The sequence below is a fragment of the Kluyvera sp. Awk 3 genome, from assembly GCF_028069715.1.
Lineage (GTDB): Bacteria > Pseudomonadota > Gammaproteobacteria > Enterobacterales > Enterobacteriaceae > Kluyvera > Kluyvera georgiana_A.
Genome location: NZ_JANEWH010000040.1, coordinates 1 through 25250 on the forward strand (window position 1 = coordinate 1; position 25250 = coordinate 25250).

A 25250-nucleotide genomic window follows, 5' to 3' on the forward strand; every position below is an offset into this window, starting at 1 on the left:
TGCAGTAGAATAATAAAACTTATGCTTTTATCAGTAATGGCGGGGTTTTCTTTTGCGGTTTCCAGCAAGGACTTCCTTTTCAGCAGATAGAAGAAAAAAGGAAGAATAAGAAAACTCAAGATAGCCCACGCAACTGGATGCAGGCCCTTTCTATATCCCTTTTGACTACCATCCGCTACCACATAACTCCCTATATTGTGACTAGCTGCATCAAAGAACACCCAAAACACACAGATAATGACAACAATATCAATCAACACACCACCAGCCATAGCCATTACTCCATATCCAGAGAATATTGTCTTTTGCTTAATTCTAACCTACGCATCCGTTTGATAGCTTTATACACTGTTTTGTAGGTTACATGGTAGCGTTCAACTAGTTCCTGGACATTATCGCCAGTGAAGTCACGCCAGATCCGCATGTCGCGAACGAGCAGTTCAAGCACCTGCCCGCGGGGAAAATAGACCTGCATACCGCCAATTTTTCCGCTGATAGCGGCAACCAGCTCAATCGAATGTTTCGGATCATACCCAAGACGGCCAAGCTCAACACGCAAAAGTGCATTCAGCTCTGCAAGCAGAGACGGGAAACGAGAACTTTCCACCTCATCGTCAATATGGTCAAGAATGCTATCGTCGCGAACATCACCAAACAGGTCATTACTCATTTCGCCCACCTTTTTGCTGCGTCGTTATACGCGGAAAGAATGGTGCCATAATCCCGACTCTCGGCCCCGGTTCGTGGGTTCACTGGCATCATGATGCCATGAGCCGCGAGAGAAGATTTCATCTCCCGAATATGCCACTGCTTAAGACTTTCCAGAACACTCAGAAGTTTTTCACCACGTAACCACGATAATGTTGCAACGCCTTCGCCCCCGTTTTTGAGTCGAGTGATACGCTCGGCGAAATGGTCAAGGGCCGCTTCGCTGGCATCAACCAGAAAATCATGCTCCGCCATATTTCGCCATATCATGCGGATTTTGTCGCTTTCTGGCAGAGCCGTATTCTGGCGACGTTTACTTCTTTTTTGTCGGTTAAATCCTTTTTCTTCCAGTGTCTTTAAAACCTTTTCTAACTGGCTGACGGTCAGTTTACGGCAACTGGTTTCACCGGTAGCGTTCTGGAGCACCGAACGATAAGTGTCATCATCCAGCTGCAGTTTATTTTTGGCCACATGGATAAGGGTAATTAAAGATGCACGACTCATAGGCGCGTCCCCATACTTTGTTCAGCCAACTGCTGTTCGCGGATCATCAACTGGGCGGCATGCATCAGTAATCCGATACAGCGACGGAGACCTGCTGCGGCAAAGCGATTATTAGTTTCCCGATCGAGATAAAGTGATTCAGCGATTTCAAACTGCTCCTGAGCATCCTTCAGAAGTGAGGAAATGAAGGGAATCTCAGCCACAACAGGGGCCGCGCAAACACCAACACGGTGAGCCAGCCTTGTCAGCTTGCGGGATTTTGCTTGTTCAATAAGCTCGTTAAGACCATTGTGGCGAAGCTGTTCAATCATAATTTCAACATCTGCCGCCTCTTCAGCGATACGACTGGCATTCGCCTTATGGGTGATAAAGCGGGTGCAGTCAGCTGCTAGCTCATTGCATTCTTCAGCGGTTTTTAAAACCTGACGGTCATATCCCCAAAGCGCAAATGCTGCATCATAAACAGCAGGCTTGGATGTAATAGTCGAAATAATCTGTCGTTCTTTCATAAAATATTCCTTTTGCTGAATTCGGCGCGAACGAATCCCTGACGCAAGCGCCGTTTTCAATTTGAAGTTTTATTTAAAAATATTTAAAGCTTGGCTAAATCCAGCGAAATCTGCTGATAGTTACCATCTGCCTGACGCTCATAAATACGCAAATACTGACTGGTGCCGGTCACCTGGATAGCATCAGCAATGGCATCCATTGCCTCATTCCATTTGGTATCGTCAATATTCAGCTGGCGCAGACTCAATACCTGATTGATGTCGATCTTACCCTGTTTGTTGACGCGAAACGCATGGTCAATCATTGCCATAATCTTCTCATTAACGCCGACAGACCACTCGCCAATACAGTCATCAATAAGCTTTTTTGCAGCCTGAATACGCTCATCAAACACACGATGCTCACCGACTGCGCGAATGAGCTTGTAACGGCCGTCAAAACTGACCAGGGTCACATTACCTTTTGTGCCGCCGTACTCCACGCCATACTCAGACGCTGAAAGGTCTGTGAAGTCGGCGATTCTCTGCATCGACTCCAGTTTGAACGCTGCGAGCGCCTGACGTTGCTGACGTGCTGCCGCAACGATCATCATCACGACTTCATCACGCAGCTTATCCACGGGTTTGACCTGAGATTCAGGGATTAAATGCCCCTGGGCATTGGTGCGGTAACCAGCTGGGACGGTATTTTGGTTGTTCATCTTCAATCCTTATTATTCAATAGATATTCATTTGTTATGAGGCTATTCGTCGCGGCATAAATTTTGATATTTAAAAAACTCACCAAAGCACTGCAATTCAACGCCAGACATGAAATACCCAAGAGCTTCTGAGCGCTGAGCATCACTCTTAAAAGTATTGAGTGGGTAACGCTCATAAAACTTATTGATAAGCTCAGCAGTTTTTAATTCCGGGTCATCAGCCTTGCGGCGTACTTGTAGCTCAACGAATGCCGCCAAAATGTCCGTGGGGGGAAAAGGATTCCCATTATCACTACCAGGGTAGAGCTTCGTGTAGTACGTCAACCCTTCTACAAAGTGTGCAATGCGCTGGTTTGTTAATTGTTTATTGGCCATTTAATCAGTCCTTTAACGCCATATAATCCGGCAACCATTGAAACTGGCTACCCACACGGAGCGAGAGCCTGAATTGTTACGCTCAACAATACGCACAGCACTGTTGAGCAGCTCGGCCGGAGGGCATGACACCTCCAGAACGGGACGTGAACGGGTCTGGCGAAACTCCGTAACCAGACAGCCTTTTTTGTTCAGCAATGCCTCAGTGGCCATCGCTTGCTGGATATGAGAAGAGATCAGTTCACTAATCACGGCATTATTCCTCCACGATTTCAGCATGCCCCAGTTCAAGCATTGCTGAATGAATATGGCCAGAGTTAACCGGCTCGCTTTTACCACTGGCGTAGATATGGGCCAGCGGCAGAATGTGGGAGAGTGAGCGCAGAGCACCCGGGCGCTTCGCAATCGCACGTAACAGCTTGCGTTCGTCACGGCCTTCAACCTTCCATGCGTCGCAGAACGCATCAACATCAGCGGCCAGCACGTTGTTGATGACTATTTTCTTCGCCACGCGAGAGAACAAACGAGCAAAATCGACGGTGCGACTACCACCGGTCAGGCGGTCATAGACTTTATGGTTGCCGATAAACGCCAGCCCGATGCCGCATTCCTCCTGGAGGATGCGCAGCTCTTCGATGGCGTCATAGTTCAGCCAGTCCGCTTCATCAATGATGACTAAGGCATTTGTGTCGCGCAGCCGGCGGCGCAGCAAGCGGGATAACGCACCGCGCTGATAAGGCGCATCTGAAATACCCATCTCCAGCGCCAGCTCATACATGGTTTCCAGCTCGTTCGTGCGGGACTTGCTCGCGGTAAGACGCCAGACATTATTGCCAGTGCGGGTGTATTGCTTCAGCGCTTCCGACTTGCCCACACCTGGATTTCCGTAAACAAGCGCAATGGTGTGGGTCAACTGGGCGTAGGTCAGTGCGGCCGTGATTTTTTCAGAGGTCGGTGTCACAACATAGTCAGGGATTTCCGGCAGCGCACTCTGGGCCGTCTTACGGGATTCAAGCCACGTGCTGATTGATGCCGCCACAGCATCATTGTCGCCCTTATATTTACCGTTAATAAACTGAGAAAGAGCAGATGAAGACACCCCGGTTTCACGCGACAGCGCAGCACCGGAAATCGTTTTGTCATCAATCAGACCTTTTACGGTGTTACGAATTACATCATGGTTAATTTGCGTCATCGTTTTTAATCCTGTATTTTTCCATTGTTAATACGATTTTAAACACTTCTCAAAAGCGGCGGCTCAAACGTCGCTTTTTTATTTCTTCGACTTGCTGACACTTTTCATTAGCGTCTGGAAAATCACATCGTTCTCGTTCTGATGCTCCTGGACTTCCTGAACTTTTTTCAGTGCATTACCCTGGGCAAAGACACGTTCAACAACATGCCGCTGCGGTGGTTCTGGCGGTGCAACTTTTGGCAGCAGATCGTTAACCTCAATTGCCGTCATGCGGCGTTGTGCCTTGGCTGCGCGTTTGGTGTGGGTCATCATCTGCTTACGCTGGCGGCTATGTTCACGACCTGTTTCGGTATCGCCGAACGCGACAGCTGAGCGGCATTCCGCCATGCAGAGGAAGCGGCCATCAAGGTCGTAACACGCCACTTCGCTGTGAAGGTTGCGAGGGTCGAAACGCACTGTAATTTTGCGCTGGCGGATATTGGCCAGAAGCGGATTCCAGTAGCTGTTTTTGCGGCCATAAAGAGTGCCGCCGCACTGCAGGAAGAATTCACCGGTAGTTTTCACCGTCACGGCTTCTGCTGGAAGCATCAGCTGGCGGATTTGCTCTTCACTGAGGCGGGTGACAACCGCATTGCTGTAACTGCGCTCAAATGCCTGGTCAAATGACAGCTCACCCTGGCACATCTCAGTTTCACGACCGATACGTGCGTTATAGAGTGCAATCCCTTCGTTGACGGCAGAGAGGAAGGTCTCAACATCAACAACCCGGTCACCGTAATTGTCCGGTTTATTCTGGGTGTTCGGGCCAGTGTATGCCCCGGCCAGAGAAGGATGTTTGTCGATATAATCCCCCAGACCACCGATACCAAATGCACGTTCAATCGGTTTTGCCTGACCCCAGCCTTTACCGCCAATAACACTCGTCCAGTGAACCTGAATACCGAGCATCGGCAGAATACCCATCGGATCATCCGGCTTAACTTTGAAGCGATAGCGGTTTGGAACACCACCTGACAGCCATTTGTTAGCCGCTGCGCGGGTGTTATCGATGGTGACATGTTCAGGCTTGCCAAATTCTGAAATGGCATCCATCAGGGACAGGCGAATGCTGTCGCTGTTTTCAGACACATCAGTACGCCAGCCAATAATTTTGCGACTATGGACATCCTGCCAGACCCACGTTTTTGGGCGGATCACTTCACCGTTGTACCACTGGACGAATACGTTGTGTTGGTAACCATCGCCGTTTATCCATTCCATCGCATGCAGCTGTGCGACGGTACGCTGCTGGCTCGGGAACATACGCGCCAGCGCGTTATCACCCTTGCGGGTAGCCACAATGACACGCGCATCAACTTCGCGTTCTACACGGCGACGCAGTGTGCGTTCGGACGGGATTTCCCAGCCATATTCCCGCGCCGCTATCTGGAGCAGTTCATATGACTTTGTGAAGCAAGGCTCTTCCGGGCGGAGATAGTCTCCCAGGAAGAATTGCCAGGCATCTTCACTGATTGGCGCTTCGCGATTGGTTTTGCACTTCTCACGCAGACGACGATCAAGCAGTACAGGAGCCCACACATCGCGGCTGCGGCTCTGGACGCGGTAATACAGGTTACGCAATGAACCCTCGCTCATATGCAGTTTCATTGCCGCTGTTCTCAGCGCTAGGCGTAAAGACATACCTGAATCGACCAACTCCGCGACAAGGGAGACCGCAGTTGTACGCTGCTCAGCGCGTTGACGCTGTTCGTTGGTTGCTCCTTCCCAGTGCTGCCACAACTGCTGACGCTCGAAGTTATTGGCCGAGTCAGCGTTATTTCGGGTGCGCTCAGGCAGCGAGATAAAACCAGAAGATGTTTCTACCAGGCCTTTGGAGGTGAGCAACTCGGCGCGAACTTCTGGAGGCAATACCGAGATATGGTATTCAAAAGCTTTCCCGCCAGCGCGTTTGCGCACTTTGTCTTCGGCACCCGCTGAATAGCGTGCTAACGCTTCACGAATCCCTTTTACCGTTTTTGGTAAACCCGGAGCGCCGACCAGTTCCTTTGCAACGACAAACATTTCACACCGCCTTATTCATGTAGCTGTGAGCGGCGTAGCGGCTCGGCCAGATGGTTTCAGGGGAAACACCAAGTGCATCCGCAACGATCTGCTGATACGGGCGGCATGGTGTACGCAGAACACTCTTAAGTGAGTCTTTTTTGTAACCGGCTTGAACCGATAAAGAGCGCAAAGATAAACCACGTTTGTGGATCTCAGCTTTTATCGTTTCTGGGTGCCAGTCGGTCAGATCTTCATTTCGTCTCATGATTCATCTATCCTAAAAAGTTATCCGCGCGGATAACTGCGCGGGTATCCGTATGGATAAAGATTAGGACTCAAAAGATAGGTTTGCAAGGTGTTTTTGAGTCTCAATTGAATGTTCAATGAAAACCATTAAATATCAATCAGATAAAAAGGATTTGCTAATATGAAAAACGAAAACACCAAAGGTTCTTTTGAGGGCATCACAAAAGAACCTTTTTGTGAAAGGTTGAACCTTCTTTTGAAAGGTCGTTCTTTGTACAGAGCTGCGAAGGATTGGGATATTAACTTCAGCACACTCAAGAACTATTACGCCAGACCAGAATCATCACCGAGAATAGAGGTGGCACGGAAAATAGCGAACATCGAAGGTGTGTCTATTGGATGGCTGCTTGGGGATGGGTCAGGAGAACATGACCCTATCCTAGACCGCATGATTGATGAGGCTGTCATCACTTGTGAGCCAAAGAAAGATAAACAGAGGGAAATCCGAAATTCATATGCCCATATGAGTTACGAAACCTCTCTCGTTTCGATTTTCAGCATCCTCAATGAACAAGAGATGAAATCTTTGTTTGAGTTAATTGCACGAAAAGGGTTGGACACCGTTTTAAAGCTAAAAGACGAGAGAAACCTCCAACTAATACAATGTTCTGATTCTGAAAAGGATCGTCTGCTTACTTTTCTTGATTCCACAGTCAAAAAAGGGTCATCTGCGCCTAGTGAGGATGTAGCCGCGCCAGGCCCTTTGAGTGATAGCAAAAAGGCCGGTTAAAGTGTCCTTAAGAACAACTTAACCGGCATGTATCTAATTGAAATGTGACTAGAATCATACTGCCATTTATCTCGATCAAACTATTACCAACCAATTACAAAAAGCTTCAAAATGCTACAGAACAAAGTACACGTTTAATAATGTTTAAACGCTATGTAAAACCATTAAATACCACCAAGCAGCGTTACATTTTTATCTGACAGAAGTAAGCATGCGCTCGGCGGTGATCCAATTTTAATGACGATCTCATCGTCACTGCCAACGAACAAGCGAATTGTCGCCAAGCCTTACTCTGCGTGACCTTGTCCCATCTAATCCCGCTTTCTTTCACTTGTTCCCGGATTCGTTCCAATGTTCACTACTTAACTGTCACCGTACAACGTGTTCAGGGCGAATGGAGTGAGTAATCACCAGCGTGACGTGCTTTTGCGTCATGACGATAGGTTCCTTGCGCTGACCAACCGACGGGGAGAGGCCCCGTCGGCATCCTCACCTTAGGCTTTACGTTCAGGTGCGCCATGCACCATGGTGTAGGCGTAATCCACGCCCATCCCGTAAGCGCCGCTGTGTTCACGTACCAGATCCATGACCGCGTCGTAGGTCTCTTTGCGCGACCAGTCGCGCTGGTACTCAAGCAGAACCTGCTGCCAGGTTACCGGCACTGCGCCAGCCTGTACCATGCGGTCAATTGAACGCTCATGAGCGTCAACGGAGGTACCGCCAGAAGTGTCGGTCACCACATAGACTTCATAGCCAGCTTCCAGCGCCATCAGGGCCGGGAAGGTCAGGCAAACTTCAGTCCACAGCGCGGAAATGATCAGCTTTTTACGCCCGGTGGCTTCCACCGCTTTAACAAACGCAGCGTCTTCCCAGGAGTTCATGGAGGTTCGTTCGATAGGCTTTACATCAGGGTGTACAGCAAGCAATTCAGGCCAAATGTAGCCACTGAAACTTTTGGTTTCCACGGAAGTATAAATAACCGGAACATTAAATATTTTCCCGGCTTTCGCTAACGCTACGGTATTATTTTTCAGCGTTTGACGATCGATATTTGCCACGCCAAAAGACATTTGCGGCTGATGGTCAATAAAAATAAGAGTAGAGTTTTGAGGGTCAATCAGTTCCCGAATAGACATAACACACTTTCTTAATCAATAAGTTAAAAGGCAACGGTCTTACACTGCCGTCAGCAGCAGGATCCTGAATCAGAAAGCCTGTTGAGTATAGCGGGAAATTTCTAACAAGTTATTAAAGAAAACTTACCATCCTGTGACGGTATTATTTTCTTATTACGATGAATCTCATTCATGAATCAAAAAAATGCGCAGGTTTCATCTAATTTATTCACTAGCATTGTTTTTCCCTATTCGTTACAACTGAGTGGTTTATTTTTCAGGATATTTTTTTCTTATGCGCATTAATCTCGACGTCTTACTGATCCTTGACGCTATCGACAAACACGGTACCTTCGCCGCGGCGGCGGAATCACTGTTTAAAACACCCGCCGCCCTGAGTTATATGATCCAGAAGCTGGAAAGCGATCTGAGTATCGAACTGCTCGATCGCTCCGGGCATCGGGCAAAATTCACCGATACCGGACGTATGGTGCTGGAAAAGGGGCGGCTCCTGCTGAATGCGGCAAAAGATCTGGAAAAACAGGCGCTGCAGCTGAGCGCGGGCTGGGAGAAGGAGCTGGCGATTGCGTTGGATGACTCATTTCCTTTTGCCGCCCTACTGCCGCACATCGAAGCCTTTTATGCGCTGAACAGGCAAACACGCCTCAATTTCACCCACCATACACTGGCCGGTTCCTGGGAAGAGCTGACGCATAACGGCGCAGATATCATACTCGGCGCCATCAACGAGCCGCCGACATCCGCAGCCTGGTCCTATCATATGCTCGGCACGCTGGACAATGTTTTCGTCGTTTCCCCCAATCACCCGCTTGCCGCCGTGCCGGAAGACTTAACCAATGAACAACTGTGCCTGCATCGCGCGGTGATCATCAGCGACAGTGCACGCTATTGCCACCCACTGCAAACCAATCTGATGGACGAGCAGCCGCAAATTCGTGTTGACGATTTTAATAGCAAGGTGATGCTGCTTCGCGCCGGCATCGGCTGTGGTTTTCTCCCCCGACATATCGCCAGCCCGTGGCTTAGCACCGGCGAGCTGGTCGAAAAATCGGTTATCTCTTTCCGTCAGAAGGATGTTGCCTATATGGCATGGCGTAACGGTAGCGATGGCTTAGCTCAGCGCTGGTGGCGGGAAAGCCTGCTGGCCAGCGCTGAGATTGCTCGCCTGTATCAATGAGCGGTCCACACCGTGGCGGAAATTGCCGGGAGAGACAGCGTGGCATCAGCCTGTTGCCCTTCCCCTTCCCGGCGCTTCCACTCCCCCACAGCAAGCAGCGGCGATATCGGCAGCGTCACCTCACAGGATTCCCCGCGGTTAATCGCCACCAGCACACGTTCCGCGCCCATTACGCGCAGGAATACCACCACATCGCCTTCGGCGTACAGCACCTGACATCCACCGTGGCGCAGGGCGGGTGTCGCTTTACGCAACGCGGCTAAGCGCTGATACAGCGCCAGCAGCGTTTGGTCCTGCTGGCTTTCATTCCACGGGAACGGCTTGCGGCAGAAGGGATCGTTATTGCCATCCAGACCCACTTCATCACCGTAATAGATACACGGCACGCCGGGCCAGCAGAACAACCACACCACCGCCAGCGGCAGACGCGCCACTTCACGACCGAGCAGCGATTTAAAACGCGCGGTATCGTGGCTATCAAGCTGGTTAAACATGCGCAGCTGCTGCTGATGGGACAGCCCGGCGCGGTAATCCTCCATCCACGCCATGCAGGTTTGCGCATCGATTTTCTGCGGGTCGTATGAAATATCAGTGTTGGCGAGGAACCCCCACAGCGGAAAGGTAAAGCCGCGATAGTTCATCGCCGAATCTTCCGCATCCTGCTGCAACCACTGCCGCGCATCACCAAAGTGTTCACCGAAAACGAAGGCATCCGGACGTGCCGCTTTCGCCGACTGCGTTATCGCCGCAACGTGCTTGAGGTTGTTCTTCGCTCCCCCTGCTTCGCCGAGCATATGCACCACATCCAGCCGCCAGCCGTCCATGTTCCATGGCGCTTTCAGCCAGTGACGCACAATGCTGTCCTCGCCGCCGTAGATTTCGTCAATCAACGTTGATGACTGATAGTCGAGCTTAGGGAGGCTGGAATAGCCTAACCAATCCAGCGCCTTGCCTTCGGCAGAAAAACTGTAGCGATCCCGCCACGGAGAGCTCGCATCATGGCACGCGCCGTTGTCGCCGCGGTGATGTCGGTCGAACCAGGCATGTGTGTCGCCGCTGTGGTTGAAGACGCCGTCGAGTATCAGCCGCATGCCTTCACGCTGCGTGTTGTGCCGCAGGCGCAGCAGCGCATCGTTACCGCCAAACTGCGGATCCACTTCCCGGTAATTTTCGGTATCGTACTTGTGCACGCTCGGCGCGGTGAAGACCGGATTCAGGTACAACGCGGTTACGCCCAACGCCTTGAGGTACGGCAGCTTCTCGCTGATACCGTCAAGATCGCCGCCGTAGAAGGTCGAGCCGCCGGCTTCGGCGGTCAATGGTTCATCCCAGTCGCGCAGGATAATGTCGTGCCCGGCGGCATGATGATGATAGACCTTGTCCTGCTGCTCGCTGCGCTTCTGACTACGCGCGAAACGGTCGGGGAAGATCTGGTAGAAAATCTGCTCGCTTACCCACTGCGGGCTGTCATCCGGGCAATCATAGGCAAAGAGTTCCAGCTTGGCTGGCGGGAAGGCGCTCAAACCTTTTGGCGCGAACCATAATTGGCGGTCACTCCACAACAGCTTAAACGCATAGCGACGTCGCGGCTGGCCCTCGTGCAGCGCGATTTCAGCACGCCACTGCACAACATCAGCTACAGGCGATTTACCGCTACGGCGCATGGGCACCGTTGTCTCTTCGTTGTCCACTTCCGCGCGCATCGTCACCCGCTGCGGAAGGTCATCGCCGCGCAGCCACAGCGTGATAATCAGTTTATCCTGCCGCTGCTTAATAAAGGGCGCAACCGGAAGGTGCCAGGCGTTTAACATCATCTATCCCCTATCATCAAAATGAGCACACCTTGCCATACGTCCCTGCCCCTCTAATCCTCTTTCACACTTTTTTGTAGGGAGGAGGACGGGGGCGCAGATTGCACAGACAAAAAACCCGGCGCAAGGCCGGGTTTAACAACGTTCGCGATGATTAGCGACTGCGGCGGGTTTTAAACATCCACCCCACCAGCAGCAGGATAATCCACGCAAAACCAACGTACAGCGAGATGCGCGTATCCGGGTGATAGCCAATCAGGCCGATGATAAAGACCAGGAATACCAGCCCCACAATCGTGGTGGCGACGCCGCCCGGTACCTTAAACTTCAGCGCCTTCACTTCATCTGCCGACAGGCGGCGACGGAACGCTACCTGCGACAGCAGGATCATAATCCACACCCACACGGTGGCGAAGGTGGCCAGCGACGCGATCACCAGGAAGACGTTTTCCGGCATGATGTAGTTCAGGTACACCGCAAACAGCAGCGCGATGGTCATCACCATCACCGTCACCCACGGAATACCGCGGCGCGAGGTTTTGGCAAACACCTTCGGCGCGCTGCCCTGCTCGGCCATGCCGTGCAGCATACGGCCTACGCCGAACACGTCGGAGTTAATCGCCGACAGCGACGCCGTCAGCACCACAAAGTTAAGAATACTGGCCGCGAAGGTAATCCCCATATGCTGGAAAGTCAGCACAAACGGGCTGCCGTCGGTACCCACCTGGTTCCACGGGTAGATGGACATAATCACGAACAGCGTACCCACGTAGAACACCAGAATACGCATCGGCACCGAGTTGATGGCGCGCGGAATGGATTTCTCCGGATCTTTCGCTTCCCCGGCGGTAATACCGATAATCTCGATACCGCCGTAGGCGAACATCACCATCTGCAATGACATCACCATGCCGAGCCAACCGTTGCTGAAGAAGCCGCCGTTGCTCCACAGGTTATGAATACCCGTAGGCTGCCCACCGTTGCCGATGCCCCAGATAATGATGCCAAAACCGGCCACGATCATGATGATGATAGTGGCGACCTTGAAGAAGGAGAACCAGAACTCCAGCTCGCCAAATACCTTCACGCTCATCAGATTAATGGCGCAGATAATCAGCACCACGCTGAGCACCCAGATCCAGTGCGGCACCGCCGGGAACCAGACGCCCATATAAATGCCGAACGCGGTGACGTCGGCAATGGCGACAATCAAAATCTCAAAGCAGTAGGTCCAGCCGGTAATATAGCCCGCCAGTGGGCCGAGGTTTTCCTGCGCATAGCGGGAAAACGAGCTGGCCGACGGGTTATGCACCGACATCTCGCCCAGTGCACGCATAATGATATAAGCGGCCACGCCGCCGATAATATAGGCCAGCAGCACGCTTGGCCCGGCCATCTTGATGGCGTCGGCGGAGCCGTAAAACAGCCCCGTACCAATTGCCGATCCGAGGGCCATAAAGCGAATGTGTCGGGTGCTTAACCCGCGCTTCAGCTTGTTGTTTTCCATCGTTTCCAGTGCCATGTCATACCCATCATCCCCGCGTCACCGCGAACGACTTAGGTGAAAGTACCCAAAATAAAAAACCACGGAACATCACGTTCCGTGGTTAAAACACCTGACTCTGCGACGCGAATTAATGCGCGCTTGATGTCACCTGACGACCCGCCATACGGTCCCAGACAATCGCCAGAACCGCCATAACGACCGTCGGCATCAGCCATGCCAGACCTTGCTCGGCCAGCGGCAGACGAGCGGCCCACCCCGGCAGCACGTCTGCGAACGCAGAGGCTTTAATCCCGTCAAGGATACCAAAAACAAGGCTGATGAACATCGGTGGTGCAATAACGCGGCCCGAATTATGCCACCAATTACGCGTAAAGCTGAGTACTACAAGTGCGATACACGGTGGATAGATGGCCGTCAGCACCGGAATCGAAATCTGAATCAGATGGCTCAGCCCCAGATTTGATACCGCCATTGAGAACAAACCAAGGATAAACACCAGCGTACGGTAGGAGAACGGCAGGTACTGAGCAAAGAACTCGGCACAAGCACAGGTCAGGCCCACCGCGGTCACCAGACAGGCGATGAAGATCAGCGCCGCCAGCAGGAAGCTCCCGGCACCACCGAAAGTGTGCTGAACGTAAGCATGCAGAATGGCCGCGCCGTTGGCGTTCTGATCGACCAGAATCGCGCTGTCAGAACCCAGGCGGAACAGCGCCAGATACAGCAGCGTCAAGCCGACGCCGGCCATCAGGCCAGCCCAAATAGTGTAGCGAGTCAGTAAACGCGCTTCCGTCACACCGCGAGAACGCGCGGCATTGACGATAACAATCCCGAAGACCATCGCGCCAAGCGTATCCATGGTCAGGTAACCGTTAACGAAACCATTAGAAAACGCGGCGGTTTCATAGGCATCCAACGCATGGCTGATCGGGCCAGCGGGCCAGATAACCGCAGCAACGGCCAGCACAATCAGCGCCAGAATTTTCAGCGGCGCCAGGAAGTTGCCGACGGTATCGAGCAGCTTGCCCGGATACAGCGAGACCAGAATCACCAGCGCAAAATAGATAAGGCTATAGATAAACAGCGGCAGCTCACCGCTACCGGTCAGCGGCGCAATACCAATTTCAAACGAGACGGTCGCCGTACGCGGCGTAGCGAACAGCGGCCCAACCGCCAGGTAGCAGACGGTGGCAAGCAGCACGCCCGCCACTTTGCCGATTGGCGTGCTCAGGCTATCAACGCCGCCGCCCACTTTTGCGAGCGCGACCACGGTAAGCACCGGAAGACCCACAGCAGTAATCAGAAAGCCAATCGCCGCGGTCCAGACGTGAGGACCGGCCTGCAGACCAACCATAGGAGGAAAAATGATGTTACCTGCGCCAACAAACAACGCAAAGGTCATAAAGCCCAGAGCGATGATGTCACGCGATTTTAATTGATGGGTCATATGTAACTACTGCCTGTGGATGTGGTGTTGTAAAACAAATTTATCGCAATGGATTCAGCGGAATGATACAGAGCAAACCAACGATAAACTCAGAGGGATATGCTCCCTTCGCGGAGTAAATAAGAATAGTTTTTTGATTTACCGCGTATAAACAGTCTGTTTACGACCGTATGGGGGCCAATTTAAACGCTTATAACGTTTTAAAGCAACACGGGATCGCAAAACCAGATGATTATATTGATACTCAATTAATAGCCAGACTTATTAACTGGATTTAAGAAAAACATCCGGCTAATCATGCGAACAAAAAACAACCAGACGTTCGTTAATCAGGCAGCGTTTCCTTGACTGCAAAGCAAACAGACCAGCCGGGGCTGGTCTGTGGAAAGTTAAGATGACAAGCTGGCGATCAGTCGCTGTTTTTGGCAATTAAACGTTCCGGCAGCAGGAAGCTAAAGCACGATCCCTTGCCGACTTCACTGCTAATCTCCAGGCGACTGTCGTGGTGGCTGACGGCATGTTTCACAATCGCTAACCCCAGCCCACTGCCGCCGGTCTGCCTGGAGCGCGCTTTATCCACGCGATAAAAGCGTTCGGTCAGCCTTGGCAGATGCTCTGGCGCGATACCTGGCCCGTTATCTTCGACGCTAAACAGCGCCCCGTGCGGCGCACGCTGCCAGCGCACCGTAATCAATGTACCTTCCGGCGTATGATTGACGGCGTTATAGACCAGATTCGACATCGCGCTACGCAGTTGATCCTCATTGCCCAGCACCTTCAGCGTTTCATCCACTTCAAAGCGGAACTGATGCTTCTGCTGGCTCAGCGTCTGCGCTTCACGCTCGACCACGCGCAGCATCATCGGTACGTCGATTTTTTCATTCAGCGCGAGCGTCGGCGAGGCTTCAATCTTCGACAACGTTAACAGCTGCCTGACCAACCCTTCCATGCGCTGGGTCTGCTCGCGCATGGTGTGCAGCGCTTTTTCGCGCACGTTCCCTTCCAGCACCTGCTCGTGCATCATCTCCAGGTAACCTTGCAGCACGGTGAGCGGCGTACGTAACTCGTGGCTAACGTTGGCGAAGAAATTCCGCCGAGCCCCTTCCAACTGGTGCATCTGCGTCACGTCGCGCGCCACCATCAGCAGCTGACGGTCGGTATACGGCATAATGCGGATTTCCAGATGGCGACTGTTATTCAGCACCAGATGCAGCGGCTTGAGAAAATCGCGCTTTTTGAGGTGTTGGGTAAATTCGGGGTAACGCAGCAGGTTGAGGATGTTCTGCCCGCTATCGTCGGGCCAGCGAAGCCCCAGCAGCTGCTGGGCGAGGCCATTACACCAGAAGATCGCCCCTTCTTCCGTGGTCAACACTACGGCGTCTGGCAGCGACTCGGCGCCGCTACGAAAGCGTTTAATCAGATTTCCCAGCTCGCGGCGACGTTTTTTATTACGCAACTGCATCTGGTTAAGCCCGTACAGCAGCGGCTCCCAGCTGCCGCGACCCGGCGGCGGCGTCATACTTCTATCGACCCACAGCCACCACGACAAACGCAACAGATTCCAGAAATGCCAGATCAGCAGGCCGGTCACTGCCGCCAGTAAAAACCACGGCAGATAACCAAAAATCAGTCCCAGTACGACAGCCGGGAGACAACATAATAGCAGCTCCAGGGCCAGCCTTTTCCATGACAGCCGTTCCAGCACGCGTCACTCTCCTGTCAAAAATTAGAATCGGGCGGAGAAACGATAGCCCGTACCGCGAACGGTTTGCACCATACGATCGTGGCCGCTGTGCTCCAGCGCCTTACGCAAACGACGAATGTGAACGTCGACGGTGCGGTCTTCCACATACACGTTAGTGCCCCAGACGTGGTTCAGCAGCTGCTCTCGGCTGTACACGCGCTCCGGGTGAGTCATAAAGAAGTGTAATAGCTTAAATTCAGTCGGCCCCATATCGAGGGGATTTTCACCGGTCATCACGCGATGGGAAGTGGGGTCGAGGCTCAGGCCCTGCATCTCGATCACCTCTTCCACCGCCATCGGGGAAATACGCCGCATCACGGCTTTAATGCGCGCGACCAGCTCTTTCGGCGAGAAGGGCTTAGTAATGTAATCATCCGCGCCCGTCTCCAGGCCGCGCACTCGATCTTCCTCTTCACCGCGGGCGGTTAGCATCACCACCGGAATATCTCGGGTTAAGGCTTCACGTTTGATATGCTTAATAAATTGCAGCCCCGAACCGCCCGGTAACATCCAGTCGAGCAGAATAAGGTCGGGCCAGGGTTCATTCAGTTTACTCACTGCGGTATCGTAATCTTCCGCTTCTACCGGCTGAAAACCGTTTTGTTCCAGCACGAAACAGACCATTTCGCGGATTGGCGCTTCATCTTCAACGACCAGAATACGTCTTGCCATTATTTGCCCTGTTTTTAGACATCAGTATTATATACGGCGTCATTATGCGTCAGATTTATGACAGTTTTATGATAAACATGACCGTTTGATGATCGCGCTTAAGCGTTTATGACACGCGCCATACGCGCTCATCGACCCCAGCGTAGGTGAATGTTTATAATCAACTTTACGTCACTTCTTACGGAATCGCTATGCGCATTATCCATACCTCGGACTGGCACCTCGGCCAGAACTTCTACAGCAAGAGCCGCGCGGCCGAACACGATGCCTTTCTGCGCTGGCTGCTGACCACCGCCGAGGCGGAGCGCGTAGACGCGATTATCGTCGCGGGCGACATCTTCGATACCGGTTCGCCGCCAAGCTACGCGCGCGAGCTGTATAACCGGTTTGTGGTCAATCTTCAGCAAACGGGCTGCCATCTGGTAGTGCTGGCGGGCAACCATGACTCGGTGGCGACACTTAACGAATCGCGCGATATTCTGTCATTCCTCAACACCACGGTGATTGCCAACGCCGGCCACGCACCGTTTATTCTGAATCAGCGCGACGGCACGCCCGGCGCAGTGTTCTGCCCGGTGCCGTTTCTGCGTCCGCGCGACATCATCACCAGCCAGGCGGGGCTTTCTGGCAATGAAAAAGTGCGCCAGGTGCTGGAGAGCATTACCGATTACTATCAACAGCAGTATCAACAGGCCTGCGAGCTACGCGACAACCTGACGCTGCCGATTATCGCCAGCGGCCATCTGACCACCGTCGGCGCCAGCAAAAGCGACGCGGTGCGCGATATCTATATTGGCACGCTGGATGCTTTCCCGGCGCAGAATTTCCCGCCAGCCGATTACATCGCGCTGGGGCATATTCACCGGGCGCAGAAAATCGGCGGCAGCGAGCATATCCGCTACAGCGGCTCGCCTCTCCCGTTAAGCTTTGACGAAACCGGCAAAGCGAAAAGCGTGAATCTGGTGACCTTTAGCGACGGCAAGCTGGCGGAAGTGACCCCGCTAACCGTCCCCATAACGCAAGCGCTGGCGGTGATCAAGGGCGATTTCGACAGCATCAGCGCCCAGCTCGCGGCGTGGGAGAAAACCGATACCGAGGCCACCACGTGGCTCGATATCGAAATCACCAGCGACGAATATCTGCATGACATTCAACGTAAAATCCAGGCCATCACCGACGAACTCCCGGTCGAGGTCCTGCTGGTGCGCCGCAGCCGCGAGCAGCGCCAGCGCATTCTGGAAAGTCAGACGCGTGAGACCCTGAGCGAGCTGAGTATTGAAGAGGTGTTCCAACGTCGCCTGGCGCTGGAAACGCTTGAGGAACCGCAGCAGCAACGCCTGCAAACGCTGTTCAACGAAGCGCTAAACAGCCTTGGCGAGGAACAACAACCATGAAAATTCTCAGCCTGCGCCTGAAAAACCTCAACTCGCTCAAAGGCGAGTGGAAAATCGACTTCACCCAGGAGCCTTTCGCCAGCAACGGCCTGTTTGCCATCACCGGCCCCACCGGCGCGGGCAAAACCACCCTGCTCGACGCCATCTGTCTGGCGCTGTACCACGAGACGCCGCGCCTCAATACCGTTTCGCAGTCACAAAATGACCTGATGACCCGCGACACCGCCGAGTGTCTGGCGGAAGTCGAGTTTGAGGTACAGGGGGTTGCCTATCGCGCCTTCTGGAGCCAGAACCGCGCGCGCAACCAGCCGGATGGTAATTTACAGGCGCCGCGCGTCGAACTGGCACGCTGCGCCGACGGGCAAATTCTGGCGGATAAGGTCAAAGACAAGCTGGAGATGACCGCGTCGCTGAGCGGGCTGGACTATGGCCGCTTTACCCGCTCGATGTTGCTTTCACAGGGCCAGTTTGCCGCCTTCCTCAACGCCAAACCGAAAGAGCGCGCCGAGCTACTGGAAGAGTTGACCGGCACCGAAATCTACGGCCAGATTTCCGCGCAGGTGTTTGAAAAACATAAGCAGGCGCGTAACGACCTCGATAAGCTTCAGGCCCAGGCTAGCGGTGTGGTACTGCTGAGCGAAGAGCAGCAACAGTCCCTACAACAAAGTTTGCAGGCGCTTACTTCCGATGAAAAGCAGTGGCAACAACAGCAGGCGATCGCCCTCACACATCAGCAATGGCTGTCACGCCGAACGGAGCTGGAACAAAACGAGCAGAAAACCCAGCTGGCGTTGAAAGAAGCCCAGCAGGCGCTGGAAGCGGCGCAGCCGCAGCTTGCCGTACTGAGCCGCGCGCAGCCCGCTGAAGCGCTGCGCCCGCACTGGTCACAGATGCAGGAACAGGCCGCCACGGTGGCCAAAACCCGTGCGCAGGTTCTGCAAGTGAATACTCGCTTACAGGCAGCCCGTACCCAACGAGATCGCATTCGCTACAGCGCGGAACGCCAGCACGCCACGCTCACGCAATCGCTGCAACAACAGCAACAATGGCTGCAGGCGCATGAACATATTCAGCGCTGGCAAGGCGAGCTAACCGGCTGGCGTAGCGCGTTTGCTCAGCAGACGCGGGAACGTGCACAACAACAAACGCAAGAACAGCGCCGGAACGCGCTGGCGGCACAGCTCAGCCAGCTGCCGCCTTCCACGCTAACGCTCACCCAGGAAGAGGTCGCCGCCCGAATTGCCGAACACGCGGCGGCGCGCCCGCAGCGCCAGCAGCTCAGCACCCTTCATGCGCGCTTTATCCCGCTCCACGCCCGCCGACAGCAGCTGATGGATGCTCAGCAGCAGCGCCAGCAGCAGTTGGAGAAAATCACCGCCGAACTGACCCCGCTGCGCCTGGTCTATAAAGAGAAAAAACAGCAGTTGGCCGACGTTAAGGCCATTTGCGATTTGGAAGACACCATCGTTAAGCTGGAAGCCGAGCGCGCGCGTCTCCAGCCGGGCGCGCCGTGTCCGCTGTGCGGTTCCACCAGCCATCCGGCGCTGGCCGAATATCAGGCTTTAAAACCGGACGCCAACAAAGCACGTCGCGATGCGCTGGAAAAAGAGGTTTCGCAGCTGGCCGAAAACGGCGCGGCGCTGCGTGGCCAGCTGGAGACGCTGCAAAAGCAGCAGCAGAAAGAAAATGACGAGCTCGCATCGCTTTCTCAGCAGGAGCAAGCACTTACCTCCCAGTGGCAGGAGACGCTCCAGCATCTGCATATCGATCTGCAACCGTCTGACGATATCAACGGCTGGCTGGCCGCACAGGATGACGCCGAACAGCAGCGTTATCAGCACCAACAACGCCTGACGCTGGAACAGCAGCTTCGCGAGCTTGAGGCGCAGCTAACGCAGCTACGCGAAGAACAGGAGCAGCGCACTGCCGCACTTAATCAATCGTTCACGGCTTTTGGCCTGACGCAACCGGACGCTGGCGATGAAAACAGTTGGCTGACGGCGCGCGAAACCGAGATAACCCAGTGGCAGCAACAACAGGCGCAGCTCCAGAGCACTCAACAGCAGCTGGCGTTAATTCAACCGCTGCTGGAAACGCTACCGACCGCCGAAAATGCCGACGACGGTCAGCAGGCCTCGCTTGAGGGCTGGCAACAGGCGCATCATGACTGTGTGTCGCTGGAAAGCCAGTGGCAAACGCTTCAGCAACAAGAAAAACTGGAAAATGAGCGTCTTCAGCAGGCGGAACAGACCTTCGACCAGCAGCTTTCCGCCTCGCACTTCCCGGACCGACAGGCATTTCTGGATGCGCTACTGGATGCCGGCGAACGCCAGCGTCTGGAACAGCTCAAACAGTCGCTGGAGACGCAGCACCAGCAGCGCCAGACCCTCGCCGCACAGGTACAGGAAGCGTTGCAACATCATGTGACCGTGCGCCCGGAAACGCTGACAGCCGATTTGAGCCTTGCCGACGTGCAGGAACAGCTTCAGCAGCTTGCCCGCCAGCTTCGCGAAAACAGCGAGCGCCAGGGCGAACTGCGCCAGCAGCTCAAGCAGGACAGCGACAATCGCCAGCAGCAGCAGTCACTGTTCGTTGAGATTGAAAAAGCCAATGCCGTGCTGGAAGACTGGGCGCATTTAAATGCGCTCATTGGCTCCAAAGAGGGGGATAAATTCCGTAAATTCGCCCAGGGACTGACGCTGGATAATCTGGTGTGGCTCGCCAACGAACAGCTCAGCCGCCTGCATGGTCGTTATCTGCTGCAACGTAAAGCCAGCGATGCGCTGGAATTAGAGGTCGTTGATACCTGGCAGGCGGACGCGGTGCGCGATACCCGCACGCTCTCCGGTGGCGAAAGCTTCCTCGTCAGCCTCGCGCTGGCACTGGCGCTCTCCGATCTGGTCAGCCATAAAACCCGTATTGACTCACTGTTCCTCGATGAAGGCTTCGGCACGCTGGACAGCGAAACGCTCGATACCGCGCTGGATGCGCTCGATGCGCTGAACGCCAGCGGCAAAATCATCGGCGTGATCAGCCACGTTGAGGCGATGAAAGAGCGCATTCCGGTGCAAATTAAGGTGAAGAAAATCAACGGGCTGGGGTATAGCCGACTGGATAAAATGTTTAGCGTGGAGTGAGGTTCCCCTCCCTCCTGGAGAGGGAGAAAACCGTGCAGAACGGCGGCTTTCCCCACCAACAACACAAGACGGTTCCCTCTCCCTTTGGGAGAGGGTTAGGGTGAGGGCTAAATCACGCCGGCCACAACCACGCCGCGCCGCGCACCCCGCTCGAATCCCCATGCAGCGCTTTACGAATCGGCGTCTCACATTCGCCGCCGAACACCCACTCTTTCACCAGCCCCGGCACCGTCTGATACAGCCGCTCAACGTTGCTCATCCCGCCGCCCAGCACAATCACGTCCGGGTCGAGAATATTCACCACGTGCGCCAGCGATTTCGCCAGCCGCTGCTCGTAGCGACAGAGCGCCTGTTCTGCCAGCGCATCACCTTCATCCACCAGGCGCATAATCTCACTGCCCTTCAATGGACGCCCGCTTAACCGCTGGTAGTCGGTGGCAAAACCGGTACCGGAAATAAAGGTCTCAATGCAGCCCTGCTTACCGCAGTAGCACGGCACTTCCGCACGATAGCGCAGCTCGTCGTCATTCATCCACGGCAGTGGATTATGCCCCCATTCGCCCGCCGTGCCGTTGCCGCCGATATGCGCGCGGCCGCCAATCGCCACGCCCGCGCCGCAGCCGGTACCAATGATCACCGCAAACACCGTCTGCGCGCCCGCCGCCGCGCCGTCTACCGCTTCCGACACCGCAAGACAGTTGGCGTCGTTCGCCAGCCGCACCTCGCGGTTCAAACGACGGCTTAAATCTTTATCAAACGGCTGGCCGTTCAGCCAGGTGGAATTGGCGTTTTTCACCACCCCGGTATAGGGCGAAATCGAGCCAGGAATGCCCATTCCCACCGTCCCGGTTTGCCCGGTCGCCTCTTCGGCCAGTGCGACGAGATGCGCAATGTTCTCAATGGTTTGCTGGTAGTCACGCGGCGTCGGCAGACGGTGACGATAGAGCTGCTCCCCGCGATCGCTCAGCGCGATAACTTCCGTTTTCGTTCCACCCAGATCGATACCAATTCGCATTCATCACTCCTGTTTAAAACAATGCAAGGCCAGAGACAATTCGTTATCATTGCACGCTGATTTAACGATAACACCGTGGAAATTATCATGCTGTGGTTCAAAAATTTAATGGTTTATCGTCTCAGCCGCGACATCTCGCTGCGCGCGGAAGAGATGGAAAAACAGCTCGCTGAGATGACCTTCACCCCGTGCGGAAGCCAGGATATGGCGAAAACCGGCTGGGTGCCGCCGATGGGTTCACACAGCGATGCGCTAACGCACACAGCGAATGGTCAGATCATTATCTGCGCGCGCAAAGAAGAGAAGATCCTGCCCTCTCCGGTGATTAAACAGGCGCTGGAAGCGAAGATCCAGAAACTGGAAGCCGATCAGGGTCGTAAGCTGAAAAAGACCGAAAAAGATTCCCTGAAAGATGAAGTGCTGCACTCTCTGCTGCCGCGCGCTTTCAGCCGCTTCAGCCAGACGATGATGTGGATCGACACCGTTAACGATCTGATTATGGTTGACTGCGCCAGCGCCAAAAAAGCGGAAGATACGCTGGCGCTGTTACGTAAGAGCCTCGGTTCTCTGCCGGTCGTACCGCTGACGCTGGAAAACCCGATCGAACTGACGCTGACCGAATGGGTGCGCTCTGGCACCACGGCGCAGGGCTTCCAGCTACTTGATGAAGCCGAACTGAAAGCGATCCTCGAAGACGGCGGCGTGATCCGTGCGAAAAAACAGGATCTGGTTTGCGACGAAATCGCCGTCCACATCGAAGCCGGTAAGCTGGTGACCAAGCTGGCCCTCGACTGGCAGCAGCGCATTCAGTTCGTGATGTGCGACGACGGCTCGATTAAGCGCCTGAAGTTCTGCGACGAACTGCGCGATCAGAACGAAGATATCGATCGTGACGACTACGCCCAGCGTTTCGATGCCGACTTTATTCTGATGACCGGCGAGCTGGCGGCGCTGATTAAAAGCCTGGTGGAAGGGTTAGGCGGCGAAGCGCAGCGTTAATGAATGAGGTGTTTCCCTTCCTGCCGCAGCAGGAAGGGAAACTATTACAGATAGCGGCACAGATAAGACGTTGGCTCTGCGACCTGCAGGTTAAACTCGCTGTGGCCCGGCACGTTGAAAACTTCCCCGGCAGCATAGACTTTCCACTCAGTTTCCCCCGGTAACAACACGTTCAGCGCGCCGCTGATCACGGTCATCTCTTCCGGCTGCGCGGTACCGAAGGTATATTCGCCTTCCGCCATCACGCCCACGCTCGCACGCCCGGTGCTGCTGCTGGTAAAACCAATGGATTTCACTTTTCCGTCGAAGTATTCGTTGCTTTGAAGCATAAACAGGCCCTTATTATCGTGTCGTCAAAAGACCAATATAGGGGGGCGAACAGAAACCTGTCACGCGAAATTCTCCCGTTAACACAATAATTCTGCCGCCAGTCTGGCGACCAGCACATTCGACAGTAAAACAGGCACATCCAGCGCTTTTTGTAATAGGTCACGGTGACGCTGGTGATAGCTGAGTGAATCCAGTACCAGCACGTCGGCCCCCTGTTCCAGCAGTGAACTGCCTGCGGAAATCAGGTGCTGATCGGTATCGAGGTTCGGGTTGGCCAGCGCGTAATAAGGTGAGGTGGGCAGCATCTGCCACTTCTCCTGCTGGGCATTTAAAATGCCTTCGACAGGCACAAGCACCCCGACCTGGTGTCCCTCAACGATAGAGGCGACTAACGGTGGAATAATGCGCTGAGGTTCCAGCAGCATCGCATTGCGCGCCACCATACTGCGTAATTTGAATGTGTTCAGTAACAGGATGACGTCATAGGATTGGTTGTCCAGCACCTCAATAACGGCCTGGAGGCTCAACTCCACCTTCGGACGGGATACTTCAACAAATTGGTTATCATTTAGCAGAACCAGTAAGCGCTCTTCACCGGGTTCTGGTGCATACTCTTCCATGACGTCAGCACGATTCATTTTGCCTAGCAGGCTGATGTGGGTGATCTGATCTTCCCTGATGTGCTCGGTCAAAAGCGGCAACACTTCACTGACGGGCACCACCCCTATCGTAAGAATCGCCATCGTTGCACTCATGTTATTTACCTTCTGCTTTTCTGAAAGTTCACTTTACAAATAGCCACCTGGATGGATGAAAAATACCGCTCAGAAGCGTAGCACCTGCCGCGGGAGGCGGAATGTAAAGATTCCAGTTGTTTCCAGTACTCTCCTGATATGTTTTGATTTTAACTTTTCTATAACATACAGAATAGGTGAAAAATGTGATTTACGCCCGATATAACCGTAAAATAAAAAGGGTTATATCGGCAGCGTGCATCACAGCATGAGGAAGAGATGGGGAGAAAGCGATGCGTTTCGCTAGCTGGCGGTGGCCAGGTGCAGAGCGTCGAGGATCAGCGTCACCACGCGCTCCGGCGAGGCGGAAGCGTCGACGATGTAATGGGCGGTTTCACGGTACAACGCATCGCGCTGAGCCAGCACAACGGCGACTTCTTCGCTAATGGGTTTACCGGTCAGCGTCGGGCGCTGGTCAGCTTCTGGAAAGGCTTCCAGACGGCGCGCTAAAACGGGAACCGGCGCATTCAGGTACACCACAACGCCGTTCTGGCGCATAAACTCGCGGTTTACCGGTGCAAGGATAATTCCACCGCCCGTGGCGATAACCGCCCCTGGCTGGGTGACGGAGATTAACGTTTCGGTCTCTCTGGCGCGGAAACCCGGCCAGCCTTCCGCCGCCACGATATCCGCCACGCTCATGCCTGACCGCTGCTGTAACACCTGGTCAGTATCAACAAAACGGAAATCGCAGGCATGGGTAAGCGCTTGACCTATTGTTGTTTTTCCGCAGCCTCTGGCTCCGATAAGAAAAATAGGTTGTGTCATTACCTGGAATTCCCCCTGATGACGCAAAATTGCGGGACGTGCATGTGAAGCGTGAATAATACCACCAAACTAGTACGCAAGTAAGTGTAAACTTTAGGTTACAAAAAGATTCAGCCTGCGTATTTTATCCGCTTTATATCCAGCCATCATCTGCGTTTAAAGCGTAAAAAAATAATTCCACAAGCCGTTGCGCTAACAGTACATGAAACTGTCTTGTTTTGACAAGCCGAACGACGCGGCAAAGGTAG

General features: G+C 53.8%; 24 protein-coding genes. 5 read left to right on the forward strand and 19 right to left on the reverse strand.

The features are described 5' to 3' along the window. From NNN71_RS10525 to NNN71_RS10565, 9 genes are all read right to left on the reverse strand, one after another. Positions 1-272, reverse strand: a 272-nt coding sequence (locus NNN71_RS10525; protein ID WP_271458441.1) for a hypothetical protein, incomplete at its 3' end; no start/stop codon positions are given. Positions 273-277: 5 nt separating this feature from the next. Continuing rightward, the gene (locus NNN71_RS10530; protein WP_271458442.1) at positions 278-670 is read right to left on the reverse strand and encodes a Mor transcription activator family protein; all 393 of its coding nucleotides are present in this window, start codon (positions 668-670) and stop codon (positions 278-280) included. Next, complete coding sequence (locus NNN71_RS10535) at positions 667-1212, reverse strand: gp16 family protein (RefSeq protein ID WP_271458443.1); 546 nt, start codon at positions 1210-1212, stop codon at positions 667-669. Before NNN71_RS10535 ends, NNN71_RS10530 begins: the two co-directional genes overlap by 4 nt. Next, complete coding sequence (locus tag NNN71_RS10540) at positions 1209-1721, reverse strand: hypothetical protein (protein WP_271458444.1); 513 nt, start codon at positions 1719-1721, stop codon at positions 1209-1211. The genes NNN71_RS10535 and NNN71_RS10540 overlap by 4 nt, the downstream gene beginning before the upstream one ends. An 83-nt stretch (positions 1722-1804) precedes the next feature. Beyond that, entirely contained in the window at positions 1805-2422 is a 618-nt protein-coding gene (locus tag NNN71_RS10545; RefSeq protein ID WP_271458445.1) for a DUF3164 family protein, read from the reverse strand. Positions 2423-2464: 42 nt separating this feature from the next. After that, a complete protein-coding gene (locus NNN71_RS10550; RefSeq protein ID WP_271458446.1) occupies positions 2465-2797 on the reverse strand; it encodes a hypothetical protein in 333 nt (110 codons plus the stop codon). 256 nt (positions 2798-3053) lie between these two features. Further along, positions 3054-3992, reverse strand: coding sequence for an AAA family ATPase (locus NNN71_RS10555; RefSeq protein ID WP_271458447.1), 939 nt, complete (start codon positions 3990-3992; stop codon positions 3054-3056). A 78-nt stretch (positions 3993-4070) separates the two neighbouring features. Beyond that, positions 4071-6053 (reverse strand): transposase domain-containing protein, encoded by a 1983-nt coding sequence (locus NNN71_RS10560; RefSeq protein WP_271458448.1) that lies wholly within the window; start codon positions 6051-6053, stop codon positions 4071-4073. A 1-nt stretch (position 6054) separates the two neighbouring features. Beyond that, positions 6055-6300 (reverse strand): helix-turn-helix domain-containing protein, encoded by a 246-nt coding sequence (locus NNN71_RS10565; protein ID WP_271458449.1) that lies wholly within the window; start codon positions 6298-6300, stop codon positions 6055-6057. A gap of 162 nt (positions 6301-6462) precedes the next feature. On the opposite strand from NNN71_RS10565, the gene NNN71_RS10570 reads away from it, so the two are divergent. After that, positions 6463-7071 (forward strand): hypothetical protein, encoded by a 609-nt coding sequence (locus NNN71_RS10570; RefSeq protein ID WP_271458450.1) that lies wholly within the window; start codon positions 6463-6465, stop codon positions 7069-7071. Positions 7072-7565: 494 nt separating this feature from the next. Here NNN71_RS10570 and NNN71_RS10575 read toward each other — a convergent pair whose 3' ends face one another. Then, complete coding sequence (locus NNN71_RS10575; RefSeq protein ID WP_003021513.1) at positions 7566-8207, reverse strand: hydrolase; 642 nt, start codon at positions 8205-8207, stop codon at positions 7566-7568. A gap of 274 nt (positions 8208-8481) precedes the next feature. Between NNN71_RS10575 and NNN71_RS10580 the strand changes: the two genes are divergently transcribed. Then, positions 8482-9384, forward strand: coding sequence for a LysR family transcriptional regulator (locus NNN71_RS10580; RefSeq protein ID WP_271458451.1), 903 nt, complete (start codon positions 8482-8484; stop codon positions 9382-9384). On the opposite strand, the gene malZ is transcribed toward NNN71_RS10580, so the two are convergent. The 5 genes from malZ to phoB all read right to left on the reverse strand — a co-directional run bounded on the left by malZ (position 9378) and on the right by phoB (position 16565). Next, entirely contained in the window at positions 9378-11198 is a 1821-nt protein-coding gene (malZ, locus tag NNN71_RS10585) for a maltodextrin glucosidase (RefSeq protein WP_223804019.1), read from the reverse strand. The genes NNN71_RS10580 and malZ overlap by 7 nt on opposite strands. 151 nt (positions 11199-11349) lie before the next feature. Then, positions 11350-12702: a proline-specific permease ProY gene (gene proY, locus NNN71_RS10590; RefSeq protein WP_163445987.1), complete on the reverse strand. Its 1353-nt coding sequence runs from the start codon at positions 12700-12702 to the stop codon at positions 11350-11352. A 127-nt stretch (positions 12703-12829) separates the two neighbouring features. Continuing rightward, positions 12830-14149, reverse strand: coding sequence for a branched-chain amino acid transporter carrier protein BrnQ (brnQ, locus tag NNN71_RS10595; RefSeq protein WP_064547843.1), 1320 nt, complete (start codon positions 14147-14149; stop codon positions 12830-12832). Between the two features lie 409 nt (positions 14150-14558). Further along, entirely contained in the window at positions 14559-15854 is a 1296-nt protein-coding gene (gene phoR, locus NNN71_RS10600; RefSeq protein WP_271458452.1) for a phosphate regulon sensor histidine kinase PhoR, read from the reverse strand. Positions 15855-15875: 21 nt separating this feature from the next. After that, on the reverse strand, positions 15876-16565 hold the full coding sequence (gene phoB / locus NNN71_RS10605) for a phosphate response regulator transcription factor PhoB (protein WP_035895131.1): 690 nt from the start codon (positions 16563-16565) through the stop codon (positions 15876-15878). Positions 16566-16756: 191 nt separating this feature from the next. On the opposite strand from phoB, the gene sbcD reads away from it, so the two are divergent. Both sbcD and sbcC read left to right on the forward strand, forming a co-directional pair. Next, positions 16757-17959, forward strand: coding sequence for an exonuclease subunit SbcD (gene sbcD / locus NNN71_RS10610; protein ID WP_271458453.1), 1203 nt, complete (start codon positions 16757-16759; stop codon positions 17957-17959). Further along, positions 17956-21096 (forward strand): exonuclease subunit SbcC, encoded by a 3141-nt coding sequence (sbcC, locus tag NNN71_RS10615; RefSeq protein ID WP_271458454.1) that lies wholly within the window; start codon positions 17956-17958, stop codon positions 21094-21096. The genes sbcD and sbcC overlap by 4 nt, the downstream gene beginning before the upstream one ends. Positions 21097-21208: 112 nt before the next feature. Here sbcC and mak read toward each other — a convergent pair whose 3' ends face one another. Then, the gene (mak, locus tag NNN71_RS10620) at positions 21209-22111 is read right to left on the reverse strand and encodes a fructokinase (protein ID WP_271458455.1); all 903 of its coding nucleotides are present in this window, start codon (positions 22109-22111) and stop codon (positions 21209-21211) included. An 87-nt stretch (positions 22112-22198) separates the two neighbouring features. Here mak and rdgC point away from each other — a divergent pair, with 87 nt between their 5' ends. Further along, positions 22199-23110: a recombination-associated protein RdgC gene (gene rdgC / locus NNN71_RS10625; protein WP_064547833.1), complete on the forward strand. Its 912-nt coding sequence runs from the start codon at positions 22199-22201 to the stop codon at positions 23108-23110. 44 nt (positions 23111-23154) lie between these two features. Here rdgC and ppnP read toward each other — a convergent pair whose 3' ends face one another. From ppnP to aroL, 3 genes are all read right to left on the reverse strand, one after another. Continuing rightward, on the reverse strand, positions 23155-23439 hold the full coding sequence (gene ppnP, locus NNN71_RS10630; RefSeq protein WP_065357852.1) for a pyrimidine/purine nucleoside phosphorylase: 285 nt from the start codon (positions 23437-23439) through the stop codon (positions 23155-23157). A 78-nt stretch (positions 23440-23517) separates the two neighbouring features. Then, entirely contained in the window at positions 23518-24195 is a 678-nt protein-coding gene (locus NNN71_RS10635; RefSeq protein WP_064547829.1) for an AroM family protein, read from the reverse strand. 282 nt (positions 24196-24477) lie between these two features. After that, entirely contained in the window at positions 24478-25002 is a 525-nt protein-coding gene (gene aroL, locus NNN71_RS10640; RefSeq protein ID WP_271458456.1) for a shikimate kinase AroL, read from the reverse strand. Between the last annotated feature and the right edge of the window lie 248 nt (positions 25003-25250).

Coding starts and splice junctions, on each gene's coding strand:
- NNN71_RS10530 (WP_271458442.1), bottom strand. CDS start 670: ATGAGTAATGACCTGTTTGGTGATGTTCGCGACGATAGCATTCTTGAC.
- NNN71_RS10535 (WP_271458443.1), bottom strand. CDS start 1,212: ATGAGTCGTGCATCTTTAATTACCCTTATCCATGTGGCCAAAAATAAA.
- NNN71_RS10540 (WP_271458444.1), bottom strand. CDS start 1,721: ATGAAAGAACGACAGATTATTTCGACTATTACATCCAAGCCTGCTGTT.
- NNN71_RS10545 (WP_271458445.1), bottom strand. CDS start 2,422: ATGAACAACCAAAATACCGTCCCAGCTGGTTACCGCACCAATGCCCAG.
- NNN71_RS10550 (WP_271458446.1), bottom strand. CDS start 2,797: ATGGCCAATAAACAATTAACAAACCAGCGCATTGCACACTTTGTAGAA.
- NNN71_RS10555 (WP_271458447.1), bottom strand. CDS start 3,992: ATGACGCAAATTAACCATGATGTAATTCGTAACACCGTAAAAGGTCTG.
- NNN71_RS10560 (WP_271458448.1), bottom strand. CDS start 6,053: ATGTTTGTCGTTGCAAAGGAACTGGTCGGCGCTCCGGGTTTACCAAAA.
- NNN71_RS10565 (WP_271458449.1), bottom strand. CDS start 6,300: ATGAGACGAAATGAAGATCTGACCGACTGGCACCCAGAAACGATAAAA.
- NNN71_RS10570 (WP_271458450.1), top strand. CDS start 6,463: ATGAAAAACGAAAACACCAAAGGTTCTTTTGAGGGCATCACAAAAGAA.
- NNN71_RS10575 (WP_003021513.1), bottom strand. CDS start 8,207: ATGTCTATTCGGGAACTGATTGACCCTCAAAACTCTACTCTTATTTTT.
- NNN71_RS10580 (WP_271458451.1), top strand. CDS start 8,482: ATGCGCATTAATCTCGACGTCTTACTGATCCTTGACGCTATCGACAAA.
- malZ (WP_223804019.1), bottom strand. CDS start 11,198: ATGATGTTAAACGCCTGGCACCTTCCGGTTGCGCCCTTTATTAAGCAG.
- proY (WP_163445987.1), bottom strand. CDS start 12,702: ATGGAAAACAACAAGCTGAAGCGCGGGTTAAGCACCCGACACATTCGC.
- brnQ (WP_064547843.1), bottom strand. CDS start 14,149: ATGACCCATCAATTAAAATCGCGTGACATCATCGCTCTGGGCTTTATG.
- phoB (WP_035895131.1), bottom strand. CDS start 16,565: ATGGCAAGACGTATTCTGGTCGTTGAAGATGAAGCGCCAATCCGCGAA.
- sbcD (WP_271458453.1), top strand. CDS start 16,757: ATGCGCATTATCCATACCTCGGACTGGCACCTCGGCCAGAACTTCTAC.
- sbcC (WP_271458454.1), top strand. CDS start 17,956: ATGAAAATTCTCAGCCTGCGCCTGAAAAACCTCAACTCGCTCAAAGGC.
- mak (WP_271458455.1), bottom strand. CDS start 22,111: ATGCGAATTGGTATCGATCTGGGTGGAACGAAAACGGAAGTTATCGCG.
- rdgC (WP_064547833.1), top strand. CDS start 22,199: ATGCTGTGGTTCAAAAATTTAATGGTTTATCGTCTCAGCCGCGACATC.
- ppnP (WP_065357852.1), bottom strand. CDS start 23,439: ATGCTTCAAAGCAACGAATACTTCGACGGAAAAGTGAAATCCATTGGT.
- NNN71_RS10635 (WP_064547829.1), bottom strand. CDS start 24,195: ATGAGTGCAACGATGGCGATTCTTACGATAGGGGTGGTGCCCGTCAGT.
- aroL (WP_271458456.1), bottom strand. CDS start 25,002: ATGACACAACCTATTTTTCTTATCGGAGCCAGAGGCTGCGGAAAAACA.